Consider the following 17,563-nt stretch of genomic DNA (forward strand, 5'->3'; position numbering starts at 1 on the left):
GAAAACTCCATGAGCGACCGCCACGTCGTGACCGTCGATGAAAGCACCTCGGGCGAGCGGCTGGACCGCGCGCTGACGGCTGCCTTGCCACACCTCACGCGCAGCCGCGTGAAGGCACTGATCGAAAGCCGCCGGGTGGCGCTTGCGGACGGCCGGACGATAGAAGAGCCGTCCCGCAAGGTCAAAACGGGCGAGTGTTTTATTATCGACATCCCCGAGCCGGAGCCCGCTGAGCCCCGGCCTCAGGCGATCGACCTCGATATACTCTACGAGGATTCAGACCTCCTGGTGCTGAATAAACCTGCAGGTCTGGTCGTCCATCCCGCACCGGGAAATCCCGACAGCACCCTGGTCAACGCCCTGCTGGCGCACTGTGGCGACAGCCTGTCGGGCATCGGCGGCGTGCGCCGGCCGGGCATCGTTCACCGGCTCGACAAGGACACGTCGGGCGTCATGGTCGTGGCCAAGAACGACCAGAGCCACCGGGCGCTGGCCAAGCTGTTCGCTGCCCACGACCTCACCCGCATCTACCAGGCCCTGGTCTGGGGCGGACCCAAGGCCCAGAAGGGCACGATCGAGGCCGCCATCGGTCGCCATCCCGTCGACCGCAAGCGCATGGCGGTCCGCACCAGCAGCGGGCGGGCAGCCGTGACGGAGTACTGGGTCGAGAAACGGTTCGGCCCGCCGCTCAGCCCAGTGGCCAGCCTGCTGGGGGCCAAGCTTGGGACCGGCCGCACCCACCAGGTCCGCGTCCATCTCGCGCACCTCGGCTGCCCGGTCGTCGGCGACCCGGTCTATGGCCGGAAGTCCCGCAACGCCTCCCAGCCCGCCTCGTTGAGAACCTTCGGAAGGCAGGCCCTGCACGCCGCCGTGCTGGAATTCAGACATCCGCGTACCGGGAAGGAGATGCGCTTCGCCACAGAATTGCCTCAAGATTTCAGGAGGTTGGTGTCGGAGCTGAACACCGTTAAGTATTAGCTCTTATATCCGAGGGTATTAGTCGGATTTTCTTGACCCGGGGTTCCTCGGACCCCTAGACTCAGCGTTAGCAGTCGACGGGTGTGAGTGCTAAACGCCCGTTCAGCCTAGTACCAGAAAGGGGGAGCCATGAGTGCTACCGCCGCAAATCTTCCCGCCCTGCCGTCGTCCCTCACGCCGGAAGGCAACCTCAGCCGCTATCTGCAGGAGATCCGGAAATTCCCGCTCCTTGAGCCCCAGCAGGAGTTCATGCTCGCCAAGGCTTGGCGCGAACATGGGGATTCCAAAGCCGCCCATCAGCTGGTGACCAGCCATCTGCGTCTCGTGGCCAAGATCGCCATGGGCTACCGCGGCTACGGCCTGCCGGTCGCCGAGCTCATTTCCGAGGGCAACGTCGGCATGATGCAGGCGGTCAAGCGGTTCGACCCGGACCGCGGCTTCCGTCTCGCGACCTATGCCATGTGGTGGATCCGCGCCTCGATCCAGGAATACATCCTTCATTCCTGGTCGCTGGTGAAGATGGGCACCACGGCGGCGCAGAAGAAGCTGTTCTTCAACCTGCGCAAGCTCAAGGGCCAGATGCAGGCCATCGAGGAGGGCGACCTGTCGCCCGAGCAGGTGACCAAGATCGCCACCCGCCTCGGCGTGCCCGAGGAGGAGGTGGTGAACATGAACCGCCGCCTCGCCGCGCCCGACAGCTCGCTCAACGCTCCGGTCAAGGCCGAGGGCGACATGGAGTGGCAGGACTGGCTGGTCGACGACAGCCCCAACCAGGAGGCTCGCCTTGCCGAGAGCCAGGAGCTCGGCCAGCGCAAGGGCATGCTTGCCCAGGCGCTGAAGCAGCTCACCGATCGCGAGCGTCACATCATCGTCGAGCGTCGCCTGGTCGACGAGCCCAAGACGCTCGAGGACCTGTCGGCCAAGTACGGCATCAGCCGCGAGCGCGTGCGCCAGATCGAAGTGCGTGCCTTCGATAAGCTGCAGAAGGCCATGAAGAACATGGTGGTCGAGGCGGCCAACCGCCCGGCCAAGCTGGCGGCGGCGGCGACCTGACGGGTCGCGCCCTCAACCGATACGAAAAAGCCGCCAACTGGCGGCTTTTTCTTTGTCTTCCGGACCGCGCGCTTCCAGCGCGCTCATGATCACGAGCGCGCGGGACGCGCGCGGTCCGGAAGAACATGAGTCACTGCGGCTCGTCGCGCATCGCCGACAAGAGCTTTTTGCCGAAGACTTCGTTGTGAAGCCGCGCCTCTGCTTCCGCGCGCTCGGGATCGCGGGCGATCAGGGCCGCTGCCAGCGGCTGATGGTGCTGGATGACCACCGACCAATCGTCCGGCTCGTTGTAGACGTTGGTGCTCGCGATATAGAGCCGGACCTGCTGCTCGACCTGCCGATAATGCTCGGAGAGCCGGCCGTGGTCCGCCAGGTCGACGATTGCCTGGTGGAAGGCGAAGTCGGCCTTGTTGATGTCGTTGACGCGGCCGCGGTGGCAGGCGGCCGATAGGTCCTCCATCACCTTGGTCACGCGGGCGCTGCCGCTGTCCGTCATGCGCTCGGCCGCGAGCCTGGCCGCGAGGCTCTCCAGGCTGCTGCGCAGCGTCCATAGTTCCCAGACGTCCCGTGACGAGAGGGCGACGACCTGCCATCCGGTGTAGGGGATCTGGACGAGGATGCCTTCCGATGCCAGGCGATGCAGCCCCATGCGCAGCGTCGCGCGGGCGATTCCCAGCTGTTCGGCGAGGGGTGTCTCGGTGAGTCGCGCCCCCGGCTTCAGGGCCCCCGACAGGATGTGTTCGCGCAGGCTGACCGTGGCCTGGGCCTCGGCCGAAAGGCGGGCGATGGGACGAAGCGCGCGTTTCTCCATGGGCTGAACTCACCTCGGTGGATGTCGTGCCCGGCGTGACGAAGCGATCAAAACTTCAGCGTCGCTCCGCCCGTCGGACAGGCAGATCACACGACAAGGCCGCGATTTCAATCACTTAGCCGAAAGAGCAGTGCACAGATTGCGGCCATTATTGCCGATTGACGACAATCGTCAACACGACTTTACTCGCCAGCGGGATCACAAGGGGGACCGCATGTTTCATCTCAATCGCCGCCACGCCTTGGCCGGTCTTGCCGCGACCGCGGTGTCGGGGCGGGCCCTGGCCCAGCCGTCGACCTTCACGACCAACATGTACGGCGGCCGCTGGGAGAACACCTGGCGAGAGAAGGTGCTGCCGCCATTCGCCAAGACGATCGGCCGTTCGGTGACGCTCGACATCGGCCTCGGCGCGCGCTGGGTCGCCAACTTCCGCGCCGCGGGCAAGGACAACCCGCCATTCTCGGCGCTGATGCTGAACGAACGCTTCACGGCGATGCTGCGCGACGAGGGCTATTTCGAAACGCTGACGCCGGCGCTGGTGCCCAACCTCGCTGACGTCGTGCCCTCGGCCAAGCTCAAGGGCGACACCGCCGTGTCCGCCATGCTGGCGCCGATGGTGATCGCCTACCGTACCGACCTGGTGAAGATCCCGCCGCGCGCCTGGGCCGACCTATGGCGCCCGGACCTGAAGGGGCAGATCGGCCTCTACGCCATCACCAATTCGGCCGCGGTCATGCTGGCGCTGTGGGCGGCCGAGCATTTCGGCAAGGGCATCACCGACATCGATACCGCGGTGAAGAAGTTCGCCGAGCTGAAGCCCTTCCCGCAGATCGCCTACTCGGCGCAGCTCACGCCGCTCCTGGTGCAAGGACAGATTGCCGTCGCGCCGATCGATCTTGGCGAGATCGTACCCCTGAAGCAGAAGGGCGTGCCGCTCGACTTCGTCGTGCCCGAGGAAGGCATGATGATCTTCGACCAGTCCTTCAGCATCCGGCCAACGGCGCCGACAAGGCCGCAGCGGGCAAGTACCTCGACTATGTGCTGAGTCCTGAGATCCAGCTCTTCATGGCCAGGGAGTGGCTGATCGCGCCGACCAACAGCAAGGTGACGCTGCCGGCCGAGCTCGAATCCTTGCCGCTGACGCCGGCCGCCATCGCCAAGGCCAAGCGCTTCGACTGGACCGAGGTGAACAAGCTCACCGCCGATCTCGCCACGGCGTGGTCCAAGGCCATCTAGCGGTCGGATGAGCAGCCTCGAGATCAGCGCGCTGTGCAAGCGCTACGGCCCGGCCGTGGCGCTCGACGGCGTCAGCCTGACGGCCGGGCAGGGCGAACTCGTGAGCCTGCTTGGCCCGTCAGGCTGCGGCAAGACGACGGCCCTGCGCTGCATCGCGGGCTTCATCGATCCCGATGATGGCGACATCCGCGCCAACGGCGTCAGTATCCTCGCAACACCGTCCAGCAAGCGCGACTTCGGCGTCGTCTTCCAGAACTACGCCCTGTTTCCCCACCTCAACGTGGCGGAGAACGTCGGCTATGGCCTGCTCTTTCGCAAAGGCAGCAAGGCCGAGCGCGAGCGCCGCGTGCGCGAGGTGCTCGAGCAGGTGCAGCTTGTCGGGCTCGAGCACCGCCTGCCGCGCGAGCTGTCGGGCGGCCAGCAGCAACGCGTGGCGCTGGCCCGCGCGCTGGTCATCCAGCCGAGGCTCCTGCTGCTCGACGAGCCCCTGGCCAATCTCGACGCCCGCCTGCGTGACGACGTGCGCTGGCTGATCCGCGACGTGCAGCAGGCCAGCCGCACCACGGCCTTCTACGTCACCCACGACCAGGCCGAGGCGATGGCGATCTCCGACAAGATCGCCGTCATGAAGAACGGCAAGGTCGCGCAGTTCGCTTCGCCGCGCGAGATCTACCAGCGGCCGGCCGAACGCTATGTCGCCTCCTTCACCGGCGAGGCGAACTTCCTTGCCGCTGAGGTCGAGCGCGCGCTGGGCGGCGGCCTGTTCCGGGTGCGCGCCGGCGGCGCCACGCTCGACGTCAGGGGCGCCGGACCATTTGCCGGCAGCGCCGTCCTGCTGGCCCGGCCCGAGAGCCTCGCCATCGTGACCGACGGTACGGGGCAGCTCGAAGGGCGCGTCGTCAAATCGGTGTTCCTCGGCGCCGTCCAGCATTGCGAGGTCGTGCTGCGCGACGGCGCCAGCGTGCGGCTCGGCACGCCGCCGGACCGTCCGCTGCCTGCCGACGGCACGGTCTCCGTCCGGCTCGACGTCGATCGCACCTGGCTGATGCCTGACGCCGTGCCGTGACGCGCCGTCTTCCTCGTCTGGCGCTCGGCCTTCCGGCCGTCCTGCTGCTGCTCGTCTTCCTCATCCTGCCCTATGCCGAGATGATCACGATGAGCTTCCGCACCTCGCAGCCGGGGACGATGCACGGCGCGGGCTTCACCGCCGATCACTATCGCAACGTGATGTCGGGCGGGCTCTATCTCGGGGCGCTGGCCCGCAGCCTGTTGCTTGCGCTCTTCATCACGCTTGCCTGCCTCGTGGTCTCCTATCCGATCGCCTGGCACCTCTCGCGCGCCAGCGGCCGCAAGGCCCTGCTGCTCTATGCCTGCGTAGCCTCGCCGCTGATGATCGGCGTGCTGATCCGCAACTTCGGCTGGATGATCATCGTCAACGTCGACGGCCCGCTCAACCGCGTGCTCCTGTCGCTCGGGCTCATCGACCGGCCGTTGCGGCTCCTGTTCACGCAGGGCCTCGTCGCGCTGGCGCTGGTCCATGTCTTCACGCCGTTCATGGTGCTGCCGATCAACAATGCGTTGCGCAACATCAATCCGGCAGTCATCGAGGCATCGCGCTCGCTGGGCGCCAGCCGCTTCGCCACCTTCTGGAAGGTGATCCTTCCGCTCAGCTTTCCCGGGATCCAACCCGGTTTGATCCTGGTCTTTGTGCTGGCGACGGCAGCCTATGTCACGCCGGCCCTGCTGGGCGGCCAGATGGTGACGATGATGCCGACCCTGGTCGTGCAGACCCTGGTCGGCACGTTCGACTGGCCGCTCGGCGCGACGCTGGCCGTCGTCATGGCGACCGCCGCGCTGATCGCGGTCGTCGTCTTCTCGCTCGCGACCCAGCGCCTCATGGAACGGGTGCGGGCATGACCGTCGCGTCGCTGGGATCGCGGGCGTCGCGGCTCGCAGGCTCGTCGCTGATCGTGCTGCTTTATGCCTTCCTGCTGATCCCGCTGGTGGCCGTGGTCGCGGCCTCGCTGACGGCGGGCGAGTTCATGCGCCTGCCGCCCGAGGGCCTGTCCCTGCGCTGGTTCGCGCGCTTCTTCCAGCGCGGCGATCTCGTCGAGGCGCTGCTGATGTCGCTGCGCATCGCGCTGGTGAGCACGCTCGTGACGGGCATCGTCGCGCTGATGGCGGCGCTCGCCAGCCAGTCGCTGTCGCGGCGGATGGCCGTCTGGTTCCAGATCGGCATGACCTTGCCGCTCCTGATCCCCGAGCTGCTGACCGCCATCGGCTTGCTGTTCTTCCTCTACAGGATCGGGCTCGGCAAGACGGTCCTGGGGCTGCAGATCGGCCACATCGTGCTGGCCTTTCCCTATTGCTACGTCTCCATCGCCGCGGCGCTGCGCCAGATCGATCCGGCACTCGACGATGCCTCGGGCAGCCTCGGCGCCTCGGGATGGCAGACCTTCCGGCACGTCACCCTGCCGCTCGCCATGCCCGGCCTGGTGATGGGCGCGGTGTTCGCCTTCATCACGTCGTTCGATCTCTACACCGTCTCACTGCTGCTGAAGCCGATCGGCGGCAACACGCTGCCGCTGGCACTGTTCGACTTCCTCACCTACGAGTTCAGCCCCACCGCCGCGGCGGCCGCGACCATGTCGGTCCTGCTCGCCTTCGCGGGCGTGGCGGTGATCCAGAAGCTCGTCGGTCTTCAACGGGCCTTTTGAAATGACATCCAGGATCCTCTATCAACTGACCAGTCCCATGCATCGCACGCTGGGCCAAGCCGAGATCGACCGCCGGCGCGACGCGCTGTCGGCGCTGGTGTCGCCGGGTACGACCGTGTCGGTCGAGCCGCTGGAAGAGGGGCCGCCCGCCGTCGAATCCCTGGCCGACATCGCCGTCGTGGGGGCGGAGCTCGTGCGCGAGTTGCCGCGCTGGCGGGCGGCAAACTACGACGCCATCGTGATCGGCTGCTTCAGCGACCCCGGATTGGCGGCGCTGCGTGACCTGATCGAGATCCCGGTCGTCGGGCCGGGCGCGAGCTCGGTGCATATCGCCGCGCAGTTCGGCGATCGCTTCGGCGTCCTGTCGAGCGAGCCCACCCCCAAGGGCCTGCATGCGCGCTTCCGCTCGCTGGGCGTCGGCGACCTGTTCGTCTCGGAGCGCATGGTCGGCTGCTCGGTCCTCGACCTGTCGCGCCGGCGCAATGAGGTTTTAGGCGGCATCGTCGAGGCGGCAAAAGCCTGTGTCGCGGACGGCGCCGACGTGCTCGTGCTGGGCTGTCTCGGAATGGGCTTCATGCCCGGGCTGACCGACCTGCTGCAGCGCGAGGCCCGCGTTCCCGTCGTCAATCCCGTGATCGCCGCGCTCAAGACCGCCGAAGCCGCCATCAGCCTCGGGCTGCGATCCGGCGTCGCCTTTCACTAGGAAAACAGGAGGAAAGCACCATGCAGTCTCTCGCACCAAGCCTGCCCCCGGTCCGCGCCGACGCTCCTGAGGAGATCCCGGTCCTCGACCTCGGCGCCTATCTCGCCGGCGAGCCTGGCGCGCTGCAGCAGCTCGGCGCCGAGCTGCGTCGCGCCTTCGAGCAGATCGGTTTCTACTTCATCGTCAACCACGGCGTGCCGCAGTCGCTGGTCGACGCCGCGTTCGCCGAAGCCGCGCGCTTCCACGCCCAGCCGCTCGAAGCCAAGCTGGCCGTCAAGATCGACGAGAGCCTGGTCGGCTATTTGCCGGTACGCGGCTCGACCACGCGGCACTCGCAGATCAACCGTGACAACAAGCCCAACGTCAACGAGGCGTTCTTCAGCCGCCGCGATGTCAACAAGTGGCCGGCGAACCTGCCCGGATTTCGCGAAACCGTGGTCGCCTATCAGGCGGCCATGGAGAAGCTCGGCAAGTCTCTGCTGCCGATCTATGCGACCGCGCTCGACCTGCCGGCCGACCATTTCGACGCCCTGTTCGCCGAGCCGAGCTACACGCTGCGCATGTCGCACTACCCGCAGCACGACGCGCCGGCCGACAACGAGTTCGGCCTGGCGCCGCACACCGACACCAGCTTCATGACGCTGCTCGCGCAGAACAAGATCCCCGGCCTGTCGATCCGCCTGCCGACCGGGCGCTGGGTCGATGCGCCGGCGATCGACGGCGCCTTCCTGGTCAATGGCGGCGACCTGCTGCGCCGCTGGACCAACGACCGCTTCCTGGCGACGCCGCATCGCGTGGCCAATCGTTCAGGCAAGGAACGCTATGCCATCCCGTTCTTTTTCGACTGCGGCGCCGGGGTGAGCATGGAATGCCTGCCGACCTGCCGCGAGGACGGCCAGCCGCCGCGCTACGAGCCGATCACCTACGCGGCCTATATGGACTGGTATCGGCAGATGAACTACGGCCAGGCGAAAGATCGCTCGGGCGTCAGCCTCTCCGCGTACTAGGCCCGAGGGTCACTCACCCTTCTTCAAGTCGAAGCACAGGAAAAGAAATCGCTTGATGCTCACGGCGCCGACGTGGTGTTGCCGTGGGTCATATCAAGGCCGGCCAGGCGCATTCCGCGGCTTCGTGGTCGGGCTGCAACATCGGGAGCAACCGTGAAAACCGACGACATCACCCGCGTACCCAACAAGACGTTTCCTGCCAAGTCGTCGGTGGCGACCTATCGCCTGCCCGGGGGCGGCGGCTTTCTCTGGGCGGTGGCGACCTCTCCCGATCGCACGCAGGATATTCGTGTCCAGACGCTCGGCGCGCTGGGGGTCATCGACAAATACCTGAAGGGTGCCGGCCTCGACCGCACCCGCACCGTCAAGGCCGAGATCGTGGTGACCGACCACGACAACAAGCCGGCGTTCGACGAAGCCTGGGCGACCTGGATGCCGGCGGGCCATGGGCCCGTCCGCTCTTTCGTTCAGTCGGTGATGCCGGAAGGCGACCTGATCGAGATCATCATCACCGCCGCGTTGCCAGCATAGCGACCGCCCGACCGTTTATCCGTCAGTTCCGTGCGATCAATGTGTCGCCGGATCGATCCGGTCGATGGTCTCCACGGCGCCCCACAAGGTAGCCGCCGTCACTCCTAGCGAGCAGAGCGCGGCCAACAGGGCGAGCAGGAGGGCAAGCCCGTCCTCCTCCAGATAGGCAAGCGCCAGCATCATGATCACCAGCGCGGGCATGACATGGGTGAACGGCACCGGCGACACCAGTGTCAGCCCCAGCAACAGCATCGCGGTGCCGGTCATTCGTCGCGTGGTCTCGAACAAGGTGGGCGACCGCGGGCGGATCAGCCTTTCGACCCAGGCGAGCCGCGGCGCGACAAGGGCAATGAGGCGGGCCAGGCGATCGACACTGATTTCGCGGCGGGCGAGCAACTGCGGCAGTACGGCCTTGTCATGGCCGAGGATGAGCTGGATCGCTGGCCATGCGATCAGCACGCCAACGAAGGCAGAGGCGCCGGGCATCAGCGCGATGATCGCCATCACCAGCAACGTCACGCCGAACGATCGGTCCCCGAGCTCGTTCATCAGCCAGCCGATGGAAACATGCGTCCCTTCGGGCCGCTCCAGCATGCGCGACAAGTGTACGGAGGCCGGCAGGTGGTCAGGCGGGGCACAGTCGTCTGGCATCGAAGGCAACAGCTCGCGGGCGTTCAGCGGCGCCACTCGTCCTCGGCGGGCAGCCCAGCCAGGATGTCGGCGTGTGCAGTGCTTGCCCTGGAGTCGAAGCGGCTGCCGGAGAAGCGTAACGCCAGGACCCTGCCGTCCTCGGTCGTCAGTTCGAGGTCTCGGCGACCGACGGCAGTGGCAAGTTCGGCCGGCGCCATGCAGATCTCGCCGGAGCCTATGACTTCACCAGGCCTGGTGCAGTAGCCGTCGATCTCGTAACGGGCAGAGCCCAGCACAACGTCGTGGCATCGCAGCGTTCCATCGCCGCGCAGCACGCCGAGGTGACGCATCGAGGCGCGCGACGACCGCTTCATTGTAGTCCACCGGCTGTCGGCTGCCGCCCCATGTTGCCGAGGCGCACGTGAAGATCGAAGGGTTGGCCTGCTGCTCCGAAGCGCTCGACGCGACCCTGGCGCTCGAAGCCCAACCAGTTGAGCCACTGGCTGTGGAAGCGGTTGCGCGTGTCACATACCGTTTGCAGCACTGGCCACTGCCGCTGCCAGACATCGACCTGCAGGCGCGACAGCCACACCAGGTTGATGAGGTCGTCACGCTCGAGCGTCGATATCATCGCCACCCAGGGTGTCGCTGCACGAGATGTCGTCGGCGACCCGGAGCAGGGGACAATGCCGAAGATTGCCGCCGCGTCGTCGCGGATGCGGAGGACGTGCGAACCACCCGCCACCCAGCCCTGCAACACATCGAGAGCGGGGCGCCCTTCCAGCGTCTCCATCTCCAGGCGATCCTCGGCACTCAGGAGCCCGGCGACACGTTCGACATCGCCAGCTGACGTACGCCGGATGCTGCAGCCGGGCGGCAGCCGGCGCGTCGGCGAGTCGCTCGGTCCGATGGGATGGGGAACGGCGGAAGTCGTGTCCGCGGGTCCGTCGGCAACTGCCGGTCCGCTCCGGATCATCGTCGGCAGGCGGACCGAGGCGGTGCGGCGGTCGCGACCGAGGGCCCGCAGGAGGGCGAGTTCCCCACGGACAAGCCAATCGACGCTGCGCAGTTGGCGGTGCACGAATCACCTTTGGTCGGCGGGCAGGCGGGAGCGTAAGGCGAGCCTCTCTCTCAGCCGCCGACGCCCAGAGGGTCGCTGCCGACGATCTTTCAGAATTGGGGATCGCCGGGGCGAACCGCAAGGCGCGCACCCATCGAAATGGGCAACCAGATACGCCGGTCAGGCCGGCGGATTGGCGCTGGTCGGCCTGCCCTTTGCGACACTCTCCATCACGCAGGCGAGGACATCGGCCACCGTATGCAGGCGCGATGCCTGGTCGTCGGAGATGTCGATCTTGAACTCGTCCTCGAGCGACATCACCACCTCGACGCGGTCGATGCTCGTGGCGCCGAGATCGTCATCCAAGGTGGCGATCTCGGTGATACGCTCGCTGGACACATGGAACCGCTCGGCGATGACCCGGCTTACCCGGTCGCGCAGGTCTACCATGATCTGCCTCCTGTGCCTTTTCGACTAACAGCTTGCCGGCCCGGTTCGTTGCAGCGAGGCCACCTTATTCTTGGTGCTCCGCGTCGAAGCGGCGGCCTTTGCCGGCAGTGAGGAACTGCTGTGCCCGGACGTCGTCGGACCAGCTCTCGATGCGGCCGAGCCAGGTGTCGTACCGAGCGTGCTGTTCGCCGGATGCCACGCCGTCCTCGATCGCCTTGACCGTGTCGACCGGCAGGCCGAGGCCGGCGGCCATGGTCTCGCGGGAGGCGCCGAGACGCCGGCGCCGATTGGAGAGATCCGTGGAATGCTTGGGATTGTTCATCGATCATCCTTGGGCGAGAGGACGTGGCCTTTCAAGTGGAGTGTGCGCGGGTGGCCACGACGGGCCCGGGCTGCTATGACGGATACAAGGCAGTCTCATCGCCTGTTGCCGGGCCGCCAGGCCGGAAAGGAACCCTCCAGATATCGTTCGACGCCGCCGGCGGGCCTCGCCGGCGCGCCGGAATATGTGTGCGCCTGGCCGCACGCTGCACCAAAGGAGAAGGCATGTTCGAAAAGACCCAGTTGGCACCCGTCGTGCGGCCTCCCACCAAGGAGGCCATCCTCAAGCAGGCTGACGAAATGCGCGACCTCTCGAGACGCGCGCGGCGTCTGAAAGGCAGCGTGACCGACGAAGGCGATCGCCGCCGCCTCAGCCGCTACGTGGAGGAGCTCGAGGAAAGTGCGGCGCGTCTGGAAAAGACGGCTGCGAACGCCAAGACGGGTTGAGCCGTCTCCCGCTCGAGTGAAAGCCGAGTGCGCAATGGCACAGGTAGCTCGAAGCCAGCAGGGCTCGGCGCGCAGGCGCTCGCTGTGGTGCTTGTAAAAGTGCCGGGAAGCGCCCATACCGAAAAGGTCGATAGACGGACTGATGACTTGGCCGCCCCTGATTTGAGCCGGGCCCGCCTCTGACTTGCTCCCGAGAATAGTGCGAATTCGACGGCTTGCCTCTCCAGGCAGGCCAGCATGGCCATGCTTTGAAAGGCTTTTTCGATGATCAAGGGAACAGTGAAGTGGTTTAACGCGACCAAGGGCTTCGGCTTCATCCAGCCTGACGATGGCGGCAAGGACGCCTTCGTGCATATCAGTGCCGTCGAGCGTGCCGGCATCAGCCACCTGATCGAAGGTCAGAAGATCCAGTTCGATCTCGTCACCGATGGCCGCAGCGGCAAGCTGTCCGCCGAGAACCTCAAGCAGGTCGATTGATCCGCCTGCGCCTACTCGGTGACGCGAGAGGAGGGAAGGCCCCGTGGCGAGAGCCGGCGGGGCCTTTTGCTTTTGTGGCTCCGCCCCGCAAATATTACGGCGCGTCGGGGGGCTGCTGCTCGGCCGCAGCCCTTTGTTCTTCCTCGAGGCGGAGTCGAGCGAAGTCCGCCAGCACGGCCGCGACAAGCGTGTGACGTTGGGTGTCGCCCGCGCCGAGGCTCGTGGCATAGAGTCCGATGACATAGCGCGCCTTCTCTGCTGCTTCCGCCCAGTTGGCGGCAGGTGCGGCGATCAGATGAGCTTCGAGCTGATCGCGGCGCTGCCGCAGGACGCGTTCATTGGCTTCGACCTGGGTGAGCAGGCGACGCGAGCTGGTCGCGTGCTGGGCGGCCAGGCCCCGACGCTGGTCGAGTTCGATTGGTTCGTCGGTCATTCTGCAATCCTGTCCAAAAGCTCGTTGAGCCGCCTTGCCATCGCGTTCTCCCAGGCATGGCCCTGCCAGGCATGCCGCGGGCCGAGCTCGGGATGTTGCTCGCCGGCGTCGAGCAGCCCGGCCTCGATGTCGGAATCCTCGATCGACCAGTGCGACCGCCCGGTGCGCCCCTCGACATGGGCGCGTCGTCCGTCCTTCAGCCGCGCCACCAGGCCGCCCGACCACGCTTCTCCCACCGCACTGACCCACGCATCCTCGACGGCGAGCAGATCGAGTGCGCCAAAGCCGTGGCGGTCAACATCGAGGCGGCAAAGCACCTGCACGAAATGATCGAGATCGCTGCCGTCCCATTCGCTGCCGCGCAGCGCCCTGCGCGCCGCCAGAAGCTTGTCGGCGTCGCTGTGCTCGCAACCTGCCTTGATCACGCGGCAACCCCTCAGTTCGTGTTCGGCGTCCTGAGCACCACGCCCAGGGCGCGGAATTCGGTGTCGTCACGGATGGCGCTTGCGATCGCGGCGTTGCCCTGCCCCGAGGCGAGGATCAGCCGGTCGGTCTCGCTCGCGCAGGCGAGCGCCAGTGTCTGGGCGCGCGCACGAACGGAGGCGCCGGCCAGCGCGCGTTCGGTGGCGTTGCGGGCGAGGCAGGCGTCGCGCTGGGCGTAGGCTTGGTCGATGCCGCGCGTCGTGTCGGCGGGTGCGCCGCCGGCGCTGACGTGGCCGGCGCGGAAGCCGTCGCAGGCCGTCGTCAGCAGCAGGGCGGCAGCCAGTACGGAACAACCGACGGGGGCAAGCAGGGCAGTCGGCACGATGACCTCCTCCTCTGCCGGGTGGAGGCGTTCGGGCTGGAGGGCAGCACCTGCCGGCCCAGGCGCTGCTCGCCTGAGCAGCTTCAGGTCTTGGGCGTCGCCGGCGCCAGCAGGAGCTCGACGCAGGCGCGGGCGATGTCGGAATCGCCGGTCTTGCTGCCTGGCAAGGAGGCGAAGCCGCTCTTCTCCAGGACGCTGTTGCGCTCCCAGGTGCTCGCTTTGGCGAGCTCGGCCATCCTGGCCGTCGCGTCGCCTTGGGCGCGGAAGCGGTCGGCGCAGAACGGCGCCAGCGTTGCCACTGTCGCGTTATGCGCAGCAACGCCTGCATCCTTGCGCGCGGTGGCGCCTGTCACCCATCCGCCCCAGGTGAAACCGAGGACGGCGCAGGCGATGGCGCCGACCACGGCGCCCTGGATCAAGGGTTTGGTGTCTTTGGGCATATTCATGGCGAATCCTTTCCGGCCGCACGAGGGCCGTCAGGTCGGCACACGCAGGATCGCGTAGCCGATGATCAACAAAACCAGGAAGATCGGGAAAAGGACGGGCGGTACGAGCCAGTCTCTCATGCGTTGCCTCCGCTGGGCGGGAGCGCACGCATCTCTCAGCCATCGCAAGCCGAAGCTAAGGGGACGATGGTGTAGCATTCGTACACCTCGCCGTCGGACCCGTCCAGAAGCCTTTCGGTCTGCGGCACGCTTTCGCGTCCTGGAGCGCCCAAGCAAGGCTCAACCGACGCGCTATGATCGAAGCAAAGGGAGCCCTGCCATGACCGATGCCATCCTCTACGAGACGCTGCCGTCCGGCATCGCCCGCATGGTTCTCAATCGCGCCGACACGAGAAATGCGCAGGACACAGCGTTCCTCTATGCCCTGAACGACGCCTTCGATCGCGCCGCACAGGACGACGCGGTGAAGGTGATCGTTCTGTCGGCCAACGGCCCGCACTTCTCCTCGGGCCACGACCTGCGTGAGGTCGACGGCCACGGCAACATGCGCAAGCACGAAACGGTCGGCACGTGGTCGGGCTTCGGCAGGCCGGGCGCAGAGGCGCAGTACGCGCGCGAGCAGGAGATCTACCTGGGCCTCTGCGAGCGCTGGCGCAACATCCCCAAGCCGACCATGGCACTGGTGCAGGGCAAGGTGATCGCGGGCGGCCTGATGCTGATCTGGCCCTGCGACCTGATCATCGCCTCTGAGGACGCCGAGTTCCTCGACCATACGGTGGCGATGGGCGTGGGCGGGGCGGAATTCTTCGCCCATCCCTGGGAACTCGGCGTGCGCAAGGCCAAGGAGTTCCTGTTCACTGCCGACTGGATCGGCGCCAAGGAGGCGCACCGGTTGGGCATGGTGAACCACGTCGTGCCGCGCGCCGAGCTGGAAGCGTTCGGCCTCGCCATGGCCGAGCGCATCGCCCAGAAGCCGCTGTTTGCGCTGAAGCTCACCAAGCAGGCGATCAACGCCGCCCAGGACGCCCAGGGCCGGGTGAGCGCCATGCAGACCTCCTTTGCGCTCCACCACCTGGCCCATGCCCACAACATGCTGGCGCATGGCAAGCTCATAGACCCCACGGGCTTGATGCCGGCCATAAAGAAGCACGAGAATTCTCAGTCATCCTGAGCGTAGGGGCGGATGTCATCGCCGCCGGCCTTGAGACCGTGTCCTGATCGCCAGCAGCATGAGATCCTTCGCTTCGCTCAGGATGACAGGAAAGTGCGGTTTCTGTATTTTCCGCGCCACCATGAAGCCCCAGAACATCGCCATCGTCGGTGCCACCGGCGCGGTTGGAGTAGAGATCCTCCGCGTCCTCGAGCGACGGAACTTCCCGGTCGCTTCCCTCAAGCTCCTCGCCTCGGCCCGCTCGGTCGGCAAGACGCTCGAATTCAAAGGCAAGCCGTACAAGGTCGAGGAACTGAAAGCTGACGCCTTCAAGGGCTGCGACATCGCCTTCTTCTCGGCCGGCGCCACGCGCAGCCGCGAGTTCGTGCCGGCTGCCAGGGCGGCGGGCTGCGTCGTCGTCGACAACTCGTCGGCCTTCCGCATGGATCCCAATACGCCGCTGGTCGTGCCGGAAGTGAACGGCGGTGACCTTGCCAAGCACAACGGCGTGGTCGCCAACCCCAACTGCACCGCCGCCATCCTGTCGGTCGCCGTGTGGCCGATCCATCAGGCGGCCGGCGTGAAGCGCATCATCGTCTCGACCTACCAGTCGGCCTCCGGCGCAGGCGCCGCGGCCATGCAGGAGCTGGAGGACCAGGCGCGCGACTTCTCGGCCGGCAAGGAGATCAAGCGCGCGGTGTTCCCGCACCAGATCGCCTTCAACGTCTTCTCGCACAACACCAAGGTCGCCGAGAACGGCTACAACGAGGAAGAGAACAAGGTCGTCGAAGAGACGCGCAAGATGTTCCATGCGCCGGAGCTTCCGATCGCGCCGACCTGCATTCGCGTGCCCGTGCTGCGCGCCCACTCCGAAGCGATCACGCTCGAGCTCGAGAAGCCATTGTCGCCCGAGGAGGCACGCGCCATCCTGGCCAAGGCGCCGGGCGTGAAGGTGGTCGACGATGCCGCCGCCAACCACTTCCCGATGCCGCTCGAGGCCAGTGGCGATCTCGACGTCCATGTCGGCCGCATCCGCCGCGACCTCTCAAACCCGAATGGCCTGATGCTGTGGGTGGCGGGCGACCAGCTGCTGAAGGGCGCCGCGTGGAACGCGGTGCAGATCGCCGAGGAGCTGGCCAAGCTCTCGACCAAGCCGATGGCGGCTGAGTAGGTTCTTGCCGGAGCGCGGACCTCCAGGTCCGCTCATGGTCTTCGTCTTCCGGACCGCGCGCTTCTAGCGCGCTCATGAGCATGAGCGAGCCGGAGGCTCGCGGTCCGGAAGAGCATGAGCGGACCTGGAGGTCCGCGCTCCGAAGTCAGATCTTCTCGATCACCGCGGCCCTGAACCGCTTCATCTCGGCGAGAACGGCGGCCGCGTCCGAACGTCCGCCGAAATCGACGTCGATCGCCGTGACGCCCATCTCCTCCAGCGCGCGGAAGTCGGCGATGATGTCGGCCTCGCTGCCTGAGAACAGCCGCCGCTCGCCGTCCGTGGCCTTGGGCGGCACGGCCGTGCCGTAGCGCTTCACGCGAAAGCTCACGCCCACCGACTGAGGCTCGCGGCCTGCGTCGACGACGGCCTTGCGCAGGCGGCCGATGCCGGCCTTGAGCCGCGGCAGCGTGTCGAGCAGGTGCTTATTGTTTGAACCGATCGGATACCAGGCGTCGCCGACACGCGCAGTGCGGCGCAGGGCAGGCCCGGCCTCGCCGCCGACCCAGATCGGCAGCGGCTTCTGCACCGGCTTGGGTTCGAAGACAATACCGTCGAACTTGGTGTAGCGGCCGGCGAAGCGCGGCTCGGCCTCGCTCCACAGCGCGCGGAAGGTGTCGATGTATTCGTCGGTCACCGCGCCGCGCTCCTCGAACGGCGTCGTCACCACGGCGTCGAACTCGGTCTTCAGCCAGCCCGCGCCGATGCCGACCACCAGGCGCCCGCCCGACAGCACGTCGAGCGTCGCCAGCATCTTGGCGGCGAGCACAGCCGGACGATGCGGCACGACGAGCACGGCGGCGACCAGCCGGATGCGCGAGGTCTTGGCCGCGATCCAGGTCATGCCGACGATCTGCTCATGCCGTTCGAGCGGCGCGTCCTCGTAGAACTGGCCGGATTCGGAATAGGGATAGCCCGGCACCTTGGTGTTGGGCAGCACGACGTGGTCGGTCAGTGTGAGATAGTCGAAGCCCATGGCCTCGCCTTCGCTGGCGATGCGCGTCATGTCGGCGACGGCCGACAAGGGGCCGGAGTTCGGCAGGTTGAACCCGATCTGCATGGCTTGTGTTTCCCCCGACAGCACGCCTGTCGGAACGC

25 protein-coding genes are annotated in these 17,563 nt (G+C 66.7%); 14 read left to right on the forward strand and 11 right to left on the reverse strand.

Features of this window, described 5'->3' with window-relative positions:
* Window positions 1–9: 9 nt before the first annotated feature.
* Window positions 10–978: an RluA family pseudouridine synthase gene (locus RSO01_RS13020; protein ID WP_147149531.1), complete on the forward strand. Its 969-nt coding sequence runs from the start codon at window positions 10–12 to the stop codon at window positions 976–978.
* 129 nt (window positions 979–1,107) lie between these two features.
* On the forward strand, window positions 1,108–2,031 hold the full coding sequence (gene rpoH / locus RSO01_RS13025; protein WP_147149532.1) for an RNA polymerase sigma factor RpoH: 924 nt from the start codon (window positions 1,108–1,110) through the stop codon (window positions 2,029–2,031).
* A 130-nt stretch (window positions 2,032–2,161) separates the two neighbouring features.
* Here the strand turns inward: rpoH and RSO01_RS13030 are convergent, their stop codons facing one another.
* Window positions 2,162–2,842, reverse strand: a complete 681-nt coding sequence (locus RSO01_RS13030) for a GntR family transcriptional regulator (RefSeq protein WP_147149533.1) — start codon at window positions 2,840–2,842, stop codon at window positions 2,162–2,164.
* Window positions 2,843–3,056: 214 nt separating this feature from the next.
* Between RSO01_RS13030 and RSO01_RS13035 the strand changes: the two genes are divergently transcribed.
* The 8 genes from RSO01_RS13035 (at window position 3,057) to RSO01_RS13065 (ending at window position 9,036) form a co-directional block, all read left to right on the forward strand.
* Window positions 3,057–3,887 (forward strand): extracellular solute-binding protein, encoded by an 831-nt coding sequence (locus tag RSO01_RS13035; protein ID WP_147149534.1) that lies wholly within the window; start codon window positions 3,057–3,059, stop codon window positions 3,885–3,887.
* A 20-nt stretch (window positions 3,888–3,907) separates the two neighbouring features.
* On the forward strand, window positions 3,908–4,078 hold the full coding sequence (locus tag RSO01_RS47220) for a hypothetical protein (RefSeq protein ID WP_170303026.1): 171 nt from the start codon (window positions 3,908–3,910) through the stop codon (window positions 4,076–4,078).
* Window positions 4,079–4,085: 7 nt separating this feature from the next.
* Window positions 4,086–5,144 (forward strand): ABC transporter ATP-binding protein, encoded by a 1,059-nt coding sequence (locus RSO01_RS13040; protein ID WP_147149535.1) that lies wholly within the window; start codon window positions 4,086–4,088, stop codon window positions 5,142–5,144.
* Window positions 5,141–5,995, forward strand: a complete 855-nt coding sequence (locus tag RSO01_RS13045; RefSeq protein WP_147149536.1) for an ABC transporter permease — start codon at window positions 5,141–5,143, stop codon at window positions 5,993–5,995. The genes RSO01_RS13040 and RSO01_RS13045 overlap by 4 nt, the downstream gene beginning before the upstream one ends.
* On the forward strand, window positions 5,992–6,795 hold the full coding sequence (locus RSO01_RS13050; RefSeq protein WP_147149537.1) for an ABC transporter permease: 804 nt from the start codon (window positions 5,992–5,994) through the stop codon (window positions 6,793–6,795). Before RSO01_RS13045 ends, RSO01_RS13050 begins: the two co-directional genes overlap by 4 nt.
* Before the next feature lies 1 nt (window position 6,796).
* Window positions 6,797–7,498, forward strand: coding sequence for an aspartate/glutamate racemase family protein (locus RSO01_RS13055; RefSeq protein ID WP_147149538.1), 702 nt, complete (start codon window positions 6,797–6,799; stop codon window positions 7,496–7,498).
* A gap of 20 nt (window positions 7,499–7,518) precedes the next feature.
* A complete protein-coding gene (locus RSO01_RS13060) occupies window positions 7,519–8,505 on the forward strand; it encodes an isopenicillin N synthase family dioxygenase (RefSeq protein WP_147149539.1) in 987 nt (328 codons plus the stop codon).
* Between the two features lie 153 nt (window positions 8,506–8,658).
* Window positions 8,659–9,036, forward strand: coding sequence for a Rid family hydrolase (locus RSO01_RS13065; RefSeq protein WP_147149540.1), 378 nt, complete (start codon window positions 8,659–8,661; stop codon window positions 9,034–9,036).
* Between the two features lie 36 nt (window positions 9,037–9,072).
* Here the strand turns inward: RSO01_RS13065 and RSO01_RS13070 are convergent, their stop codons facing one another.
* From RSO01_RS13070 to RSO01_RS13090, 5 genes are all read right to left on the reverse strand, one after another.
* Window positions 9,073–9,723 (reverse strand): exopolysaccharide biosynthesis protein, encoded by a 651-nt coding sequence (locus tag RSO01_RS13070; RefSeq protein ID WP_147149541.1) that lies wholly within the window; start codon window positions 9,721–9,723, stop codon window positions 9,073–9,075.
* Window positions 9,711–10,040: a hypothetical protein gene (locus tag RSO01_RS13075; protein ID WP_246158364.1), complete on the reverse strand. Its 330-nt coding sequence runs from the start codon at window positions 10,038–10,040 to the stop codon at window positions 9,711–9,713. The genes RSO01_RS13070 and RSO01_RS13075 overlap by 13 nt, the downstream gene beginning before the upstream one ends.
* On the reverse strand, window positions 10,037–10,459 hold the full coding sequence (locus tag RSO01_RS13080; RefSeq protein WP_147149542.1) for a hypothetical protein: 423 nt from the start codon (window positions 10,457–10,459) through the stop codon (window positions 10,037–10,039). Before RSO01_RS13080 ends, RSO01_RS13075 begins: the two co-directional genes overlap by 4 nt.
* Window positions 10,460–10,906: 447 nt before the next feature.
* Complete coding sequence (locus RSO01_RS13085; protein ID WP_147149543.1) at window positions 10,907–11,176, reverse strand: acyl carrier protein; 270 nt, start codon at window positions 11,174–11,176, stop codon at window positions 10,907–10,909.
* A gap of 64 nt (window positions 11,177–11,240) precedes the next feature.
* Window positions 11,241–11,498, reverse strand: coding sequence for a hypothetical protein (locus tag RSO01_RS13090; protein WP_147149544.1), 258 nt, complete (start codon window positions 11,496–11,498; stop codon window positions 11,241–11,243).
* 224 nt (window positions 11,499–11,722) lie between these two features.
* Here RSO01_RS13090 and RSO01_RS13095 point away from each other — a divergent pair, with 224 nt between their 5' ends.
* Together RSO01_RS13095 and RSO01_RS13100 are read left to right on the forward strand one after the other, a co-directional pair.
* A complete protein-coding gene (locus RSO01_RS13095) occupies window positions 11,723–11,944 on the forward strand; it encodes a hypothetical protein (protein ID WP_147149545.1) in 222 nt (73 codons plus the stop codon).
* Window positions 11,945–12,208: 264 nt separating this feature from the next.
* Window positions 12,209–12,421, forward strand: a complete 213-nt coding sequence (locus RSO01_RS13100; protein WP_147149546.1) for a cold-shock protein — start codon at window positions 12,209–12,211, stop codon at window positions 12,419–12,421.
* A gap of 94 nt (window positions 12,422–12,515) precedes the next feature.
* Here RSO01_RS13100 and RSO01_RS13105 read toward each other — a convergent pair whose 3' ends face one another.
* The 4 genes from RSO01_RS13105 to RSO01_RS13120 form a co-directional block, all read right to left on the reverse strand.
* A complete protein-coding gene (locus RSO01_RS13105; protein WP_147149547.1) occupies window positions 12,516–12,854 on the reverse strand; it encodes a hypothetical protein in 339 nt (112 codons plus the stop codon).
* Window positions 12,851–13,279, reverse strand: coding sequence for a hypothetical protein (locus tag RSO01_RS13110; protein ID WP_147149548.1), 429 nt, complete (start codon window positions 13,277–13,279; stop codon window positions 12,851–12,853). The genes RSO01_RS13105 and RSO01_RS13110 overlap by 4 nt, the downstream gene beginning before the upstream one ends.
* Before the next feature lie 11 nt (window positions 13,280–13,290).
* Window positions 13,291–13,659, reverse strand: coding sequence for a hypothetical protein (locus tag RSO01_RS13115; protein WP_147149549.1), 369 nt, complete (start codon window positions 13,657–13,659; stop codon window positions 13,291–13,293).
* A gap of 83 nt (window positions 13,660–13,742) precedes the next feature.
* The gene (locus RSO01_RS13120) at window positions 13,743–14,105 is read right to left on the reverse strand and encodes a hypothetical protein (protein WP_170303027.1); all 363 of its coding nucleotides are present in this window, start codon (window positions 14,103–14,105) and stop codon (window positions 13,743–13,745) included.
* 319 nt (window positions 14,106–14,424) lie between these two features.
* On the opposite strand from RSO01_RS13120, the gene RSO01_RS13125 reads away from it, so the two are divergent.
* Together RSO01_RS13125 and RSO01_RS13130 are read left to right on the forward strand one after the other, a co-directional pair.
* Window positions 14,425–15,276, forward strand: a complete 852-nt coding sequence (locus RSO01_RS13125) for an enoyl-CoA hydratase (RefSeq protein ID WP_147149551.1) — start codon at window positions 14,425–14,427, stop codon at window positions 15,274–15,276.
* A gap of 121 nt (window positions 15,277–15,397) precedes the next feature.
* Window positions 15,398–16,426: an aspartate-semialdehyde dehydrogenase gene (locus RSO01_RS13130; RefSeq protein ID WP_147149552.1), complete on the forward strand. Its 1,029-nt coding sequence runs from the start codon at window positions 15,398–15,400 to the stop codon at window positions 16,424–16,426.
* Window positions 16,427–16,571: 145 nt separating this feature from the next.
* Here RSO01_RS13130 and RSO01_RS13135 read toward each other — a convergent pair whose 3' ends face one another.
* A complete protein-coding gene (locus tag RSO01_RS13135; protein ID WP_147149553.1) occupies window positions 16,572–17,525 on the reverse strand; it encodes a TIGR03619 family F420-dependent LLM class oxidoreductase in 954 nt (317 codons plus the stop codon).
* Window positions 17,526–17,563 lie beyond the last annotated feature (38 nt).

Source organism: Reyranella soli, assembly GCF_007992495.1.
In the GTDB taxonomy this organism is placed as follows: domain Bacteria; phylum Pseudomonadota; class Alphaproteobacteria; order Reyranellales; family Reyranellaceae; genus Reyranella; species Reyranella soli.

Coding starts and splice junctions, on each gene's coding strand:
- RSO01_RS13020 (WP_147149531.1), top strand. CDS start 10: ATGAGCGACCGCCACGTCGTGACCGTCGATGAAAGCACCTCGGGCGAG.
- rpoH (WP_147149532.1), top strand. CDS start 1,108: ATGAGTGCTACCGCCGCAAATCTTCCCGCCCTGCCGTCGTCCCTCACG.
- RSO01_RS13030 (WP_147149533.1), bottom strand. CDS start 2,842: ATGGAGAAACGCGCGCTTCGTCCCATCGCCCGCCTTTCGGCCGAGGCC.
- RSO01_RS13035 (WP_147149534.1), top strand. CDS start 3,057: ATGTTTCATCTCAATCGCCGCCACGCCTTGGCCGGTCTTGCCGCGACC.
- RSO01_RS47220 (WP_170303026.1), top strand. CDS start 3,908: ATGGCCAGGGAGTGGCTGATCGCGCCGACCAACAGCAAGGTGACGCTG.
- RSO01_RS13040 (WP_147149535.1), top strand. CDS start 4,086: ATGAGCAGCCTCGAGATCAGCGCGCTGTGCAAGCGCTACGGCCCGGCC.
- RSO01_RS13050 (WP_147149537.1), top strand. CDS start 5,992: ATGACCGTCGCGTCGCTGGGATCGCGGGCGTCGCGGCTCGCAGGCTCG.
- RSO01_RS13055 (WP_147149538.1), top strand. CDS start 6,797: ATGACATCCAGGATCCTCTATCAACTGACCAGTCCCATGCATCGCACG.
- RSO01_RS13060 (WP_147149539.1), top strand. CDS start 7,519: ATGCAGTCTCTCGCACCAAGCCTGCCCCCGGTCCGCGCCGACGCTCCT.
- RSO01_RS13075 (WP_246158364.1), bottom strand. CDS start 10,040: ATGAAGCGGTCGTCGCGCGCCTCGATGCGTCACCTCGGCGTGCTGCGC.
- RSO01_RS13080 (WP_147149542.1), bottom strand. CDS start 10,459: ATGGAGACGCTGGAAGGGCGCCCCGCTCTCGATGTGTTGCAGGGCTGG.
- RSO01_RS13085 (WP_147149543.1), bottom strand. CDS start 11,176: ATGGTAGACCTGCGCGACCGGGTAAGCCGGGTCATCGCCGAGCGGTTC.
- RSO01_RS13090 (WP_147149544.1), bottom strand. CDS start 11,498: ATGAACAATCCCAAGCATTCCACGGATCTCTCCAATCGGCGCCGGCGT.
- RSO01_RS13095 (WP_147149545.1), top strand. CDS start 11,723: ATGTTCGAAAAGACCCAGTTGGCACCCGTCGTGCGGCCTCCCACCAAG.
- RSO01_RS13100 (WP_147149546.1), top strand. CDS start 12,209: ATGATCAAGGGAACAGTGAAGTGGTTTAACGCGACCAAGGGCTTCGGC.
- RSO01_RS13105 (WP_147149547.1), bottom strand. CDS start 12,854: ATGACCGACGAACCAATCGAACTCGACCAGCGTCGGGGCCTGGCCGCC.
- RSO01_RS13120 (WP_170303027.1), bottom strand. CDS start 14,105: ATGAATATGCCCAAAGACACCAAACCCTTGATCCAGGGCGCCGTGGTC.
- RSO01_RS13125 (WP_147149551.1), top strand. CDS start 14,425: ATGACCGATGCCATCCTCTACGAGACGCTGCCGTCCGGCATCGCCCGC.
- RSO01_RS13130 (WP_147149552.1), top strand. CDS start 15,398: ATGAAGCCCCAGAACATCGCCATCGTCGGTGCCACCGGCGCGGTTGGA.
- RSO01_RS13135 (WP_147149553.1), bottom strand. CDS start 17,525: ATGCAGATCGGGTTCAACCTGCCGAACTCCGGCCCCTTGTCGGCCGTC.